Origin of the sequence: Bifidobacterium sp. (assembly GCF_050874245.1) — a bacterium.
Taxonomy (GTDB): Bacteria; Actinomycetota; Actinomycetes; order Actinomycetales; family Bifidobacteriaceae; genus Bifidobacterium.
This window is the reverse complement of record NZ_JBNMKH010000055.1, coordinates 1-13,731: the sequence shown is the minus strand read 5'-3', so window position 1 is coordinate 13,731 and position 13,731 is coordinate 1. Positions and strand designations below refer to the sequence as shown.

13 protein-coding genes and 1 tRNA gene are annotated in these 13,731 nt (G+C 58.8%); 4 read left to right on the top strand and 10 right to left on the bottom strand.

Going from position 1 to position 13,731, the window contains the following annotated elements:
- Nucleotides 1-42 precede the first annotated feature (42 nt).
- A complete protein-coding gene (locus ACR0P8_RS06890; RefSeq protein WP_432624391.1) occupies nt 43-1,188 on the bottom strand; it encodes an NAD(P) transhydrogenase subunit alpha in 1,146 nt (381 codons plus the stop codon).
- Between the two features lie 236 nt (nt 1,189-1,424).
- Here ACR0P8_RS06890 and ACR0P8_RS06885 point away from each other — a divergent pair, with 236 nt between their 5' ends.
- Nucleotides 1,425-3,461: an AMP-dependent synthetase/ligase gene (locus ACR0P8_RS06885; RefSeq protein ID WP_432624390.1), complete on the top strand. Its 2,037-nt coding sequence runs from the start codon at nt 1,425-1,427 to the stop codon at nt 3,459-3,461.
- Between the two features lie 139 nt (nt 3,462-3,600).
- Here the strand turns inward: ACR0P8_RS06885 and era are convergent, their stop codons facing one another.
- From era to ACR0P8_RS06855, 6 genes are all read right to left on the bottom strand, one after another.
- Nucleotides 3,601-4,599, bottom strand: coding sequence for a GTPase Era (era, locus tag ACR0P8_RS06880; RefSeq protein WP_432624389.1), 999 nt, complete (start codon nt 4,597-4,599; stop codon nt 3,601-3,603).
- Nucleotides 4,592-6,010, bottom strand: a complete 1,419-nt coding sequence (locus ACR0P8_RS06875) for a hemolysin family protein (RefSeq protein WP_432624388.1) — start codon at nt 6,008-6,010, stop codon at nt 4,592-4,594. The genes era and ACR0P8_RS06875 overlap by 8 nt, the downstream gene beginning before the upstream one ends.
- Nucleotides 6,011-6,058: 48 nt before the next feature.
- Nucleotides 6,059-6,604 carry an rRNA maturation RNase YbeY gene (ybeY, locus tag ACR0P8_RS06870; protein ID WP_432624387.1) on the bottom strand — a complete coding sequence of 182 codons (546 nt, stop codon included), beginning with the start codon at nt 6,602-6,604 and terminating at the stop codon, nt 6,059-6,061.
- Nucleotides 6,605-7,735, bottom strand: a complete 1,131-nt coding sequence (locus ACR0P8_RS06865) for a PhoH family protein (protein ID WP_432624386.1) — start codon at nt 7,733-7,735, stop codon at nt 6,605-6,607.
- A gap of 37 nt (nt 7,736-7,772) precedes the next feature.
- The gene (locus tag ACR0P8_RS06860) at nt 7,773-8,108 is read right to left on the bottom strand and encodes a histidine triad nucleotide-binding protein (protein ID WP_432624385.1); all 336 of its coding nucleotides are present in this window, start codon (nt 8,106-8,108) and stop codon (nt 7,773-7,775) included.
- A 93-nt stretch (nt 8,109-8,201) separates the two neighbouring features.
- Nucleotides 8,202-8,999, bottom strand: coding sequence for a 16S rRNA (uracil(1498)-N(3))-methyltransferase (locus ACR0P8_RS06855; RefSeq protein ID WP_432624384.1), 798 nt, complete (start codon nt 8,997-8,999; stop codon nt 8,202-8,204).
- Between the two features lie 108 nt (nt 9,000-9,107).
- Between ACR0P8_RS06855 and ACR0P8_RS06850 the strand changes: the two genes are divergently transcribed.
- From ACR0P8_RS06850 to glgC, 3 genes are all read left to right on the top strand, one after another.
- A tRNA-Leu gene (locus ACR0P8_RS06850) sits at nt 9,108-9,195 on the top strand.
- Between the two features lie 55 nt (nt 9,196-9,250).
- On the top strand, nt 9,251-10,123 hold the full coding sequence (locus ACR0P8_RS06845) for a TrmH family RNA methyltransferase (RefSeq protein ID WP_432624383.1): 873 nt from the start codon (nt 9,251-9,253) through the stop codon (nt 10,121-10,123).
- A 187-nt stretch (nt 10,124-10,310) separates the two neighbouring features.
- Nucleotides 10,311-11,555, top strand: coding sequence for a glucose-1-phosphate adenylyltransferase (gene glgC, locus ACR0P8_RS06840; RefSeq protein ID WP_432624382.1), 1,245 nt, complete (start codon nt 10,311-10,313; stop codon nt 11,553-11,555).
- Nucleotides 11,556-11,673: 118 nt separating this feature from the next.
- On the opposite strand, the gene ACR0P8_RS06835 is transcribed toward glgC, so the two are convergent.
- The 3 genes from ACR0P8_RS06835 to ACR0P8_RS06825 form a co-directional block, all read right to left on the bottom strand.
- Complete coding sequence (locus ACR0P8_RS06835) at nt 11,674-12,264, bottom strand: metal-sulfur cluster assembly factor (RefSeq protein WP_432624381.1); 591 nt, start codon at nt 12,262-12,264, stop codon at nt 11,674-11,676.
- A 93-nt stretch (nt 12,265-12,357) separates the two neighbouring features.
- On the bottom strand, nt 12,358-12,912 hold the full coding sequence (gene sufU / locus ACR0P8_RS06830; RefSeq protein WP_432624380.1) for a Fe-S cluster assembly sulfur transfer protein SufU: 555 nt from the start codon (nt 12,910-12,912) through the stop codon (nt 12,358-12,360).
- A gap of 6 nt (nt 12,913-12,918) precedes the next feature.
- Nucleotides 12,919-13,731 (bottom strand): aminotransferase class V-fold PLP-dependent enzyme (locus ACR0P8_RS06825; protein WP_432624379.1); only part of this gene is annotated, 813 nt, incomplete at its 5' end.

Sequence of the window (13,731 nt, the reverse complement as noted above, 5' to 3'; positions counted from 1 at the left end):
GCGCGAGGATGAACAGTGTGATCGCAACAACGATATCCATGCCTACTTCTCCTCCTTCTTGGCTTCCTCGCCACGGCCGGCCACGACCATGGCGCTGTCAAGCTCCTCGTTCAAATCGACGGCGAGCTTGCCGTCGCGGACGAAATGCGCCAGCACGTCGGCCACGTTGCGGCTCAACAGATTGGACGCGGTAGTGGACACGCCACTGGCCAGATACGGGGCGCCAATGAGGGTCACGCCATTGTCGGTGACCTGGGTTCCGACGATGGAGCCCTCGACGTTGCCACCGAGATCGCTGGCAGCGCAGTCGACGATTACGGCGCCACGGTGCAGACCGGCCACGCCGGCTTTGGTCAGAAGGACCGGGGGCTTGCGTCCCGGCACCTTGGCGGTGGTGATGACAATGTCGAAGCCGGCGGCCTTCTGATCGACCGCAGCCTGCTGCTGGGCCTGTTCCTCGGCGCTCAACGCGCGGGCGTAACCACCCTCACCCTGGCCCTTGGAGAAGTCCAGACCAAGATCCAGGAACTTGGCGCCCAAGGACTCGACTTCACCCTTGGAAGCCGGGCGAACATCGTACGCGGTGACAACCGCTCCCAGACGCTTTGCCGTGCCGATGGCCTGCAGGCCGGCGATGCCCGCACCCAGAATGAGCACCTTGGCCGGGCGAATGGTACCGGCCGCAGTCGTCATCATCGGCAGGAAAGATCCATAGGCGTTGGCGGCCACAATGGCGGCCTTGTAACCCATCACGGAATTCTGAGACGTCATCTCATCCATGGATTGAGCGGAACTCAGCTGGCGTGGCAGCTTCTCCATGGCTACGCCGACCAAGCCGGCCTTCTCGATCGCGGCGACGTAATCGGCATCGGTGAACGATCCGAGCATGCCGATAATCCACGTGCCCCGCTTGATGCGGGCAAGCAGATCCTTATCCGGGCGATCGACGAATCCAAGCACATCGGCGCGAGCGATCACGTCATCGGCGGAGACGACCTGCGCACCCGCCTTCGTATAATCCTCATCGACGTAATGCGAAGCGGCGCCCGCATCGGATTCAATCAGACATGCAACGCCCGATTTACGCAACCTCGTTACGATATCCGGTGTCAGAGCAACACGGGACTCGTGTTCGGAAGTCTCATTGAGAACTCCGAAGACCACGGTGGCTTCAGCTTTTTCAGCCATAGGTGCCCTTTCTTCCTCATTAAAGAAATCTAAATGAACAGATACAGCGCCCAAGTGTAACGTAAGCGACGCTGGTATACGCGCAATCGTTCATCTTTCGAATCCCGAGGCTTTCCATCGCATGCCGGAAACCGTTATATAAGGCGCGTCACCTTACGCTACCGTAAGGTGACGTGTCGGGCACAACGGGCTATCATTCCTTCCTTAGATACCGTTTATATGTGTAGGAGAGTCACGTGTCCATCATCACCTCGTTGAACAAACAGGCCACCAATCTCGCGAAGAAGGCACTGCGCCTGGGAAACGATTTCGTGCACCCGGTCAGCGATGATTCCGGAAACACACCGGATTACAACGATCCGGACAACATCCTCTCCTCCGATGGCCATATCGAGCTACCTCACACCGCCGAATGGGGCCCAGGCTACCCGTCCACCACGTTCCTCGACCCGGAGACCGGTCTGCTGACCACGAAGACCGAGGGCAACCCTCCGCTCGATGAGGGCACCACCATCTACGACATCTATGCCGACCGCGCCGAGCGCATGGGCGATGAGCCGTTGTACACCTACAAGCAGGATGGCGATTGGGTCACGAAAACCGCCAACGAGACGCTCGCCGACATCCGTTCCGTCGCGAAGGGTCTGTTGCACTACGGGCTGAAGAAGGGCGATGGCGTGGCGTTCATGTGCCGCACCTCCTACGCCTGGGACGTGTTCGACGCGGCCGTCATGGCCTGCGGTGGGGTGCTCGCTACCATTTACGACACCGATTCCGCCGAGCAGATCCGCAACATCGTCAACAACTCCGACGCGCGTCTGCTGGTCGTGGAGACCACGGACATGAAGGAGAAGTCGGACGGCGCTGAGACCGAATGCCCGACCTTGGAGCATATCGTCTGCTTCGAGACCGGAGGGCTTGAGGAGATCAAGGCGTACGGTTCGGGTGTGAGTGACGAACAGCTCGACGCCCGCATCGCCACCGTGAAGAAGACCGACCTATGTTCCATCGTGTACACTTCCGGATCGACGGCCGCGCCGAAGGGCGTGGAAATGACGCACGAACACTATTGCGCGACCGCGTTCAATCTGCCTGATTATATGCCCGAGCTGCTGCACGACAAGAAGAACACGGTTCTGCTGTTCCTGCCGCAGGCGCATTCCTTCGCCCGTGCCATCAACTACATCTGTGTGGCAAGCAATCTGCACATCTATATCGCCCAGGGCATCAAGACGCTCATCTCCGACCTGCAGATCGCGAAGCCCACGGTGATGATTGTGGTTCCACGTGTGCTGGAGAAGGTGTACAACGCGGCTTCGCAGAAGGCTGGACATGGCGCCAAGGGCGTCGCGTTCGCAGCGGCGGTGGTCGCCGCGCAGAACTATATGAAGGAGGTCAGCGTCAAGGGCAAGGCCGGTGTGATTACCAAGGCTCGTCGCGCGGCCTTCGATCCAATGGTCTATGCCGCATTACGCGATGTGCTTGGCGGACGTGCCAAGTGGATTGTCGCAGGAGGAGCCCCGCTCGATCCGGAGCTTCTGGCGTTCTTCCGCGGTGCGGGCGTTCCTGTCTACGAAGGCTATGGCCTGACCGAAACCACTGCTCCGTGCGCGTTCAACGTGCTGGGTGTGCCGTACCATCAAGGTTCCGTCGGTATCGCGTTCCCCGGTTTCACGCTTCGCATCGCCGAAGACAGTGAGATTCAGGTCAAGGGCGCGTCAGTGTTCCCGAAGTATCATAAGAACGATGAAGCCACCGAGGATTCGTTCACGGAGGACGGCTGGTACAGAACCGGAGATTTGGGGCGGATCGACGATGACGGATTCTTGTATATCATCGGCCGCAAGAAGGATCTTATCATCACAGCCGGCGGCAAGAACGTCTCCCCTGGTCCGATCGAAGAAGTCATCAAACGCTGCGAATTCGTGTCCCAGGCGCTGGTGCTCGGCGACAAGCGTCCTTTCATCTCCGCATTGATCACGCTTGACGAGGAGGCGTTGCGCCCCTGGCTGGAAAGCAAGGGACTCGACCGTAATATGTCCATGGAAGAGGCGGCCAGTAACGCGGCCGTGCGCGCCGAAGTGCAGAAGTGGGTCGATCAGGCCAACGAAGGCGTCTCCCGCGCCGAATCCGTACGCAAATTCATCATTCTGCCGGAGGAGTTCACGCAGGAGAACGGGCTGATGACCGCCTCCATGAAGGTTATCCGCCCGAAGGTGATCAAGCGTTACGCGACATTGCTCAACACGCAGATGTACACCAAGAAGAAATAAGCGCGTCAGCGCCACAAAAGGGGATGTCCACCATGGGATTTGGTGGACATCCCCTTTTTCTCAATTGATTTTCTATAAGTTAGACGGCCGAGCCGTAAGCGGAGTAAGCGAATCCGCCGCGAAGCGGATCCCTAGCAGGTCAGAAGCCCAGCTTCTCGAGCTGCTTGGGATCCGATTGCCATCCCTTGGCCACTTTGACGTGCAGGTCGAGCTTGGCCTTCTGGCCGACAATACGATTGACCGCGGTGCGCAGCTTCTTCTTGACCCGCACCAGATGCTCCGCGTTGTGGCCGATGATGATCGGCTTCTGCGAATCGCGTTCCACGTAGATCGATACGATCACCTGAGCCTTGCCGGAATAGGATTCGCCACTGTCGTTGTCCTGCGGATATTCGATGGAATCGACCACCACGGCCAGCGAATGAGGCAGCTCATCATCCAGCTCCTCAAGGAACGCGCCGCGGATCAGCTCGGCGATGGTGTCCTCCGGACGCTCCTCGGTGATTTGCTCGGACGGATACATCTGGGGACCTTCGGGCATGTTCTCCACCAGAACATTGCGCACTTCGTTCAAATTGTCATGCGCAAGGGCGCTCACCGGTACGATGTCGGTGAAGTCCGCGAACTCATTGATCTCGATGAGCTTGTTGATCAGGGCTCCCCGATCCAGTTCGTCGATTTTGGTGACGATGGCAATCAGCGGCACCTTCCACTTGAAGGTTCCATCATCACGTTTGACGGCGAAATCGGAACGAAGCCTGCTCAGGATGCGCTTGTCGCCAGGGCCGATTTCCTGATCAGCGGGCAGCAGAAACGCGACTGCATCGACATCGGACAACGATTCCTCCACGACATCGTTCAGACGCTGTCCAAGTAGCGTGCGCGGACGATGGATGCCCGGGGTGTCGACCAGTACGATCTGCGCGTTGTCAGTCGTGAGAATGCCACGTATGGCCTTACGCGTGGTTTCCGGACGGGATGACGCGATGGCGATCTGCGTGCCGATCAATGCGTTGATCAACGTCGATTTGCCGACGTTCGGACGGCCGACCACGGCGACGAATCCGGAACGATACGGAACGGGGGTTGCGGCGCCGGAATGCTGGGAAGTCTGCTCGGTAACATCTGCGTCAGTCATGCTTGTCCTTGGAATCCTTGTCTCCTTGGGATGCCTTCTCGGCATCGTCGGATTGATGCTCGTGCTGTTCAGTTTCGTCCACGCCCTCGACGTGGGCTGGCTCCACCACGATGGTGGACACCTTCTTACGTCGTCCCGCGGAATCGACCGCAGTCAGCCGAAGTCCTCTCGTCACCGCCGACGAGCCGACGATCGGCACACGTCCGAGCAGTTTGGTGAGCAGTCCGTACACCGTGTCGACATCATCCTCGTCGATGTCGATTTCGAAAATCTCCTCCAAGTCGGCGATGGGCGTGCGCGCCGGCATGCTCCATTTATGCTCGCCGATCCGCTCCGGATCGGCATGCTGGGTGCGGTCATGCTCGTCTTCCAGCTCTCCGACGATCTGTTCGATCGTGTCTTCGATGGTGACCATGCCGGCGATGCCACCATATTCGTCCACGACGATGGCCACATGCTGGCGAGTGCGCTGCATCTGATGGAACAGGTCATCAACCGGTTTGGATTCGGGCACCAGCATCGGTTCCCGGACGATGGATTCGACGTCACGCGACGTGGCCGCGGGATTGAACGCAGTGGCGCGTACCGCGTCCTTCAGATAGGCAACGCCCACCAGATCGTCCACATCCTCTCCGATAACCGGAATGCGGGAAAAACCGGAACGGGAACATAGCTTGAGCATGTTCTCCAACGTCTCTCCACGCTCAATGCAGATCATGTCGGTGCGCGGCACCATGATCTCACGGGTCAACGTCTCGGACAGCGTCAGAACGTTTCGAAGCATTTCGGAGACTTCCGGATCGAAATCGTTCGCCTCGACCAGACGGTCGATGGTGGCGCGCCCCTGTTCGAGCTGAATCTTCTCAAGCTCCTCGTCATCCGACAAGTCATCCGAATGCCGCTTCGAATCCTTTTGTCCACCGATCTTCGCAAAAGGCGTCAGCACCGTCGCGATGGACACCGCATCGACATGCTTCAGCATGATGTCGACAGGCTTGGTCGCCCCCGCGCTGCGCGGACGGACCAGCAGGGAAATCACCGCTACCACCAGAGCGAAGATGAATCCCACAAGCAGTTCGGCCCATAGTGGCGCGCCGCACAACGATGCGATGGCGGAAACCAACACACCGTCAAGCACATTGCAGGTGATTCTGAAAAACGCGCATGATCCCGCGGTCGCATATCTGTCCGCGATCAGCCGCTGCACCTTGTGGATGCGTTTGATCTTCTTGTCCCGAATGAATTGCGACGCGTCCGCATCCGTCTGAATCTCAAGGATGAGATTGTTCAGGCTCGCCCGTGTGACGCGGCCGACAGCGCCTTCGGCCGCGGCCATCGACAGAGAAAGCCATACCAGCAGCAACGCAACAACGGCAAGCGTCGCAATCAACGCGATGGTTGTTGTTTCCATATTCATCAATCCCCCACCATTGAAGCCATCGGACGGCGCATCATCTCATCATCGGGCCGTTTTGCCACCCGAACCATGCTCGCGGTCCCACTCGGCGAGCGCATCCGGTGTTCCAGGAGGCAGCATTGCCTGGGCGCCCGCCCCTTGACGCAAAGCGAAAAACGTCAGGAGCAACTGGCGTTGCAGCCCGAACATCTGCCGTTCCTGCTGCGGAGTGACATGATCGTATCCAAGCAGATGGAGGATGCCATGAATCGTCAGAAGCATCATTTCCTCCATGGTGCTGTGCCCTGCGGCAACCGCCTGCTGGGCCGCCACCCATGGGCACAGGACGATGTCCCCCAGCACGCCTTCCATCTCGGTTTTGCCGTCTCCGGGGCGCAACTCGTCCATGGGGAAGCTCATGACGTCGGTAGGCCCTTCGAGATTCATCCAACGCATGTGCAACTGCGCGATCGGATCGGGATCCACGAACATGATGGTCAGGTCCGACTGCGTGCTGACCCGCATCTGGCTCATGACCCATATGCCAAGATCGGAGAAGACCTTGCCATCGATCTGCCAGACGGTTTCGTTCGTCACTTCAACGCTCATTTACGCGCTTTCCTTTTCCATATCGTGTGTCCTTGATGATGCGGCATGCCCATGTCTGCTGTGGTCACCGGCTATGGCCGCATGCCTCTCGTAAGCTTCGACGATTTTGCCGACAAGCGCGTGGCGGACCACATCCTCGGGCTTCAAATGGGCGAAGGCGATGTCGTCGATGCCGCCAAGAATGCGTTCGATGGTGGCCAGACCTGATTTCGGCACGGTCAGATCCACCTGCGTCACATCGCCGGTGATGACCATCTTCGTATTGAAACCGAGCCTCGTCAGGAACATCTTCATTTGCTGCTCGGTGGTGTTCTGCGCCTCGTCAAGAATCACGAACGCGTCGTTGAGCGTGCGACCGCGCATATAGGCAAGCGGCGCGACCTCGATGGTGCCGTCATCCATGTAACGCTTGAGCTGGTCGGCTCCAAGCATGTCCGACAGCGCGTCGTACAGGGGGCGTAGATACGGATCGACCTTTTCGTTCAACGTGCCAGGCAGAAAACCTAGGTTCTCTCCGGCCTCGACCGCCGGGCGCGTCAGGATGATGCGTCGCACCTGCCGATCCTGGAACACACGCACCGCCTTGGCCACGGCGAGATAGGTCTTGCCGGTGCCGGCCGGTCCGATGGCGAAAGTGATGGTGTGCGATTCGATGGCGTTGACATAGGCGATCTGTCCGGCCGTTTTGGCGCGTACTGGCTTGCCAAGGGCGAAGGTGATGACGCCTGGAACATGGGAACGGCGGCGGTCGACGGCGGCGTCATGGGCGGCCGCGTGCGATTGCTGCTTGTCGGCCATGCGCAGTTCCTCCACCACGCGTCCATGACCGGGGCGCATCGCGCGTACCGGATTTCTAAGCACGTTCTGGTCAAGCGTGCGGCGCACGGTGTCCGCATCCATCGGCGCGGTGTAGGCTGCCTGGATGATATCCGCCAGCACATGCTCGGCCTGGGCGGCCTGCGGTTCGGATTTGCTGGAATGAGACATGATGGCAATGCGGTTGCCCCGAACGATGATGGTGAGTTCGGGGAACGCCCGTTCGACCTCCCGCAGCACTTCGTCCACCGGACCGAGAACGGTCACCGGATCAAGCTGCTGGGGTATCGCGATGGTACGTGTAGTGGTGGCCACGGAACCTCTTCCGATATCGGTTGGGAAATATTTGGGACTATTCTTCAAGTTTCTCGCCGGTGAGCACATGGGCATGCACATGGAACACGGTCTGTCCGGCATCGATTCCGGTGTTGAAGATCAGCCGGAACGCCCCATGGAACTCCTGATCGGCGATTTTCTGCGCCACTTCAGCCATATGGGCAAGCTGCGCGGGATCAGCCTGGGCGAGTTCGGCCACATTGGCGTAATGCTTGCGCGGAACGATGAGCACATGCACCTTGGCCTTCGGATTGATGTCCTTGAAGGCGTAAGTGGTTTCGTCCTCGTACACCTTCTCGCTGGGAATCTCGCCGGCGATGATCTTGCAGAACAGGCAATCCTGATCGCTCATAATGCTCCTTTTATCGGTATCGAAAACCTTCGCTACCATGCTACACCAGCGGTGAGCAGGGCGGTTCAGATGGTCCATCCGCCGAAGACGCGATCAGACGAAGCGTCCCAAAGCACGCGCGAGCAACGACAGCGCGACGGGACCTGCCGTGGACGCACGCAGGATGTTGCTTCCAAGTACGCATACCTCGGCCCCGGCTTTGGTGAACGCCTCGATCTCAGCATCGCTGATGCCGCCCTCCGGGCCGACCAGCGCATATATGGTGCGCGGATGCCCATCCCGCAGGCAGGCATCGGACAGTTTGGCGATATCTGATTCCAGCTGATTCCAGGTTTTCGTGGCATCCTGATGCAGCACAATCACCATGTCGCCATGCACGCAGGCTCGCTTGCACATGGCGACCACCTGCTTGCTGGACACGCAATCGTCCAATCGAGGAGTCCACGACCGACGGGACTGCTCCGTGGCGGATTCCAACGTCTGTTTCCATTTCCTATCGGTGCGACCGGCTTTCCATTTGGCGATGGAACGATCAGCCTGCCATGGAATCACCAGATCCACGCCGATCTGCGTCGCCATATCAATCGCCTGCTCGTCATGACCGGTTTTGGCAAGGGCCTGCACCAACGCGAGTCTGGTGACTGGCTGCGGTTCCCTGCCGAACCGCAGCACCTCCGCAATACCCTGCTGAGCGTCACGCAACACGGCATGGATGCGCAATCCTTTGCCATCGGAAAGCTGTAACTCGTCGCCATCCTTCAATCGCATGACCTGAATCGCATGCCGGCGGACGGACGCGGGAAGCGTCAATTTCCACCCGGCGTTAATCTCGTCGCTATTCACCGGCACGTCATCATGATCCGCATCAAGCAGGAAAAGGGCATCAGTCATAGCTTCCGAGCCTATCAGAAACCCCGACACAAGCCGCGACACGCCGAGATTTGCATCATGGAGCCAAGCTGCTATAGTTTTCATTCGTTGCCGGTGAGCAACGCACCTGTCCGGGTGGCGGAATGGTAGACGCGCTAGCTTGAGGTGCTAGTGCCTATTTTATACAGGCGTGCGGGTTCAAGTCCCGCTCCGGACACCGGAAAAACCCCTTGGAGACAAGGGGTTTTCTTGTATCTAGCGAAAGACAGGCAATGCGGTTCATCCATCTCGAATCCATCGATGACGAACGTGTGGCAGCATACACGAATCTCACGGAAATCCAACTACGCAACAAACTGGAACCCAGCAAGGGACTGTTCATTGCCGAATCCCCCAAAGTGATCGACCGGGCGCTCGCCGCGGACCGCGAACCGATTTCGCTGTTGGTCGAGGAACCGTGGATCGAGGGCATGTACGAAACGTTCGACATCATCGACAAACGTTGGGGATCCGACATCCCCGTCTATGTTGCCTCTCCCGACCAGCTCAAAAAGCTCACCGGATACCGGCTCCATCGCGGCGCCTTGGCAGCGATGAAACGTTGGCCGCTGCCCAGCGTCGAAGAGGTCTGCCGTAATGCCCACCGCATCGCGGTCATGGAAGACATCGTCGACCATACGAACGTCGGCGCCCTCATGCGTTCCGCCGCAGCCCTCGACGTGGATGCGGTGCTCGTCACTCCTTCCTGCGGAGACCCGCTATACCGGCGTGCGGCACGAGTATCCATGGGCACGGTGTTCCAGGTGCCCTGGACGCGCATCGGCGGAGATGACAGGCATTACTGGCCGTTCGTCGGCATGCAGGAATTGCGGGATCTGGGATTCACCACCGTTGCGATGGCGCTTGAGGATGATTCCATCTCCCTTGATGAACTGGTACGTCGTCTCAACAATGACGAGACTGCCGACGACCACATCGACAAACTTGCGCTGATTTTCGGCACCGAAGGCGACGGCCTGTCGCACCACACCATTTCCCGCGCCGATCTGACGGTGAAGATTCCCATGAGCCATGGCGTGGATAGTCTGAACGTCGCGGCCTCGAGCGCCGTCGCCTTCTACGCGACCCGTCGTCTCGCCGCATGAAGCGATGCTCCGGAGCGTCACAAGGAATGAAACAACACTGAAACGCATTGCAAATTTTCAGGACTCGCGCTGAAAACTCCTTGCTATTTGCTGAAAATATGCAATCATGGTGTGCGTAAGCGGTTTCGTGAGGAAGCGGACCGGTCGTGCATACGGTGTCGTAAGACGCTCTCGGAGAGGAGTTCCCATGGCAAAGAACCCGAAGATTCTTTCCATCGTGCTGGCAGGCGGTGAAGGCACCCGTCTGATGCCATTGACCAGGGACAGGGCCAAGCCGGCGGTCCCGTTCGGCGGTGTGTTCCGTCTGATTGATTTTCCGTTGAGCAATCTGGTCAACTCCGGCTACATGCAGACGGTGGTTCTCACCCAGTACAAGTCCCATTCGCTGGATCGCCATATCTCCACCGTATGGCGTTTCTCTCCGTTACTGGGCAATTACGTCTCCCCCGTGCCGGCGCAGCAGCGTCTTGGCAAGCACTGGTATCTGGGCTCCGCGGATGCCATCTATCAGACGGTCAACATCATCGAGGATGTGCAGCCCGATATTGTGGTGATTGTCGGCGCCGACCACGTCTACCGCATGGATTTCCAGCAGATGGTGCAGCAGCATATCGATTCCGGCGCCGAATTCACCGTGGCCGGCATCCGCCAGCCCATCAGCCAGTCCAACCAGTTCGGTGTCATCGAGGTCGATCCCGAACATCCGAATATGATTAAAAGCTTCCAGGAGAAGCCGGAAACCACCACGGGACTGCCGGATGATCCGAATTCCATTCTGGCTTCCATGGGCAATTACGTGGCCAATACCGACGCTCTGTTCGAAGCCCTCGCCTTGGATGAGAAGGCCGAGGACACGAAGCATGACATGGGCGGCGACATCGCACCGTATTTCGCAGCGCGAGGCGAGGCCGGCGTCTACGACTTCAACTCCAATGAGATTCCGGGAGCCACTCCGACCGATCACGCCTATTGGCGCGATGTGGGCACACTGAAGCAGTTCTACGACGCGCACATGGATCTGATCTCCTATGTGCCGGAGTTCAATCTGTACAACACCGAATGGCCCATCTACACGCTGTCTGGCAATTTGCCGCCCGCGAAGTTCGTGCACGCGGGTCGTGACCGTCTGGGGCACGCCACCGATTCAATCGTCTCCCCCGGCGTCATCGTTTCCGGTGGAGAGGTTCATCATTCCGTGCTGTCGCCGAATGTGCGCATCCATTCGTGGTCGCAGGTCGTCGATTCGATTCTGTTCGATGGCGTGGTCATCAACCGTCGGGCACGCGTCTACAAGGCGATTCTCGACAAGAACGTCGTCCTGACCGAGAATTCCACGGTCGGCATCGACACCGAACATGATCTGGCCCGTGGTTTCACCGTCACGCCCGAAGGCATCACGGTGGTGCCGAAGGGTACCGTGGTCGACGACTGATACGAGGACATCGAGAACATATGAAGGGCGCGCCTCCTTTGTTGGGAGGCGCGCCCTTCATATGCGAACCGGTCAGAATCACATCGCACCGGCTGAACCGTGATACGGATTATGGTCGTCAGTATTTCGGCAGATTGTCGAAATTGAAGCCAAGCGCGGCAAGCTGGTCACGTCCTTCCGGAGTGATCTTGTCCATAGTCCAACGCGGCTGCCATGTCCAATCGATACGGAATTCCTCGACAAGACCGGCAAGGGTGCTGGCGCATTCGTCCTCGATCAGATCGGTCAGTGGACATGCGGGAGTGGTGAGTGTCATCGTGATGATGGCACGTCCCAGCTCGTCGATTTCGATGCCGTAGACCAAGCCAAGGTCGATGACGTCGATGCCGAGCTCCGGATCGATGACCTGATGGAGGGCTTCCTTCACGTCGGCCGCCGTGGCACGTCCGATGTCATCGACGGCCTTCAACGGAATATCATCGTTCTGCGGCTCGGCGCATGCGCATGCTCCGGCATGGTCACCGCAACCGCATGCATCATCCTGTTTGCCGCTCTCGGCGTTGACCTCCACCGGCTTCCCGTTCTTGAATCCTTTGGCCAGATTCGGATTGAGCATGACGCGACGGGCCGCGTCCTCATCGTCGCCCAAGGCCTTGGCAACGGAATCGAAGACCGACGCCTGCGGTTCGGGTACCAGGGTATCGCTCATTATCACTCCAGACTCTTGATGGATGCTGCTGTTGAGCAAGGGTAGTACGTCACATCGGGTTTGTCACCGGTGTTTTCCGGCCGACGAACCGAATTATTTCTCTTTGGCCGCCAACGCCTTGGCGACGGCGTCCTTCATGCCTTCCCAGCCCAGCAACGCGCATTTGATGCGCATCGGATATTGGGAGACTCCCTGGAAGACGATGCCATCCTCCAAAGCATCCTCAGCCTGTTCGTCATCCAGACCCTTGCCTCTGGACTCCATGAGTTTATGGAAGGTATCGGCGAGCTTCATAGCCTCGTCCACGGTCTTTCCTTCGACGAGATCCACCATCACGGACAGACTGGCCTGGGAGATGGAGCATCCGTGACCGTCCCATACAAGCCGTTCGATGGTGCTCGGTTCGGCATCGGAGACCTCCGCATGCACGGTGGCCTCGTCTCCGCAGGTCGGGTTGAATTGATGCGATTCACCTGGCGTGCAGTATTCATGACTGGCACGCACTGTGGTCTCAGCACTTCGTGAGGCTTCTTCGGAAGCTAGGTCGGGAGCAAAATGCTCCTTGCCATGCGGGTTTCTCGCAGCCTCAAGAATGACTTCCTGATACATCTGCTCAAGATCGCCGCCGGACATCTCGTAATCACTCATGTCCTGTCACCTGACCCCAAAGAACGAGCGGACCTTGCCAAGCGCCTCGATAAGGGCCTGAGCATCCTCGACCGAATTGTAGATGCCGCTGGAAGCACGATTGGACGCGTACACGCCGAAATGCCGGTGCACGGGCTGCGCGCAATGATGGCCGACGCGGATGGCGATTCCCTGCGCGTCGATGAACTGTCCGACATCGTGCGGGTGCACGCCCTCTACTTCGAATGCGACGGTGCCGATACGGTTCACGTTGGAACGGGGGCCAAGGATGCGGATTCCCTCGATGTCTCCCATCTTGAGTAGCTCGTCGGTGATGGTCCGCTCATGGGCCTCAAGATTCTCCATGCCGATGTTCATCAGCCAGTCGGCGGCGACACCGGCCGCCACGACCTGCGCCACCGGCTGCGTACCTGCTTCGAAGCGCGCCGGAGGCTCCATGTACTGCGCCTCCTTGTCCATCCAAGCCAGTTCCACCATGGATCCGCCGAAATTCGCCGGAGGAAGCGCCTCGAGCATGTCACGCTTGCCGTACAGGAAGCCCACTCCGGTCGGGCCGTACATCTTGTGCGCGCTCCACGCGGCAAAATCGACGTCCATGGCATGGAAATCGACTTTGAGATGCGGCACGGACTGGCATGCGTCAAGCACGAATACCGCGCCGACCTCGTGGGCACGCCGTACAATCGGAGCGATGTCGGTGATTGCTCCAGTGGTGTTGCCCACGTGCGTCACGGCAACGATCTTCGTACGATCGGTAATCACCTCATTGGCGGTGTCGGAGCGAACGCGACCTTCCTCATCCAAATCGAACCATTTGAG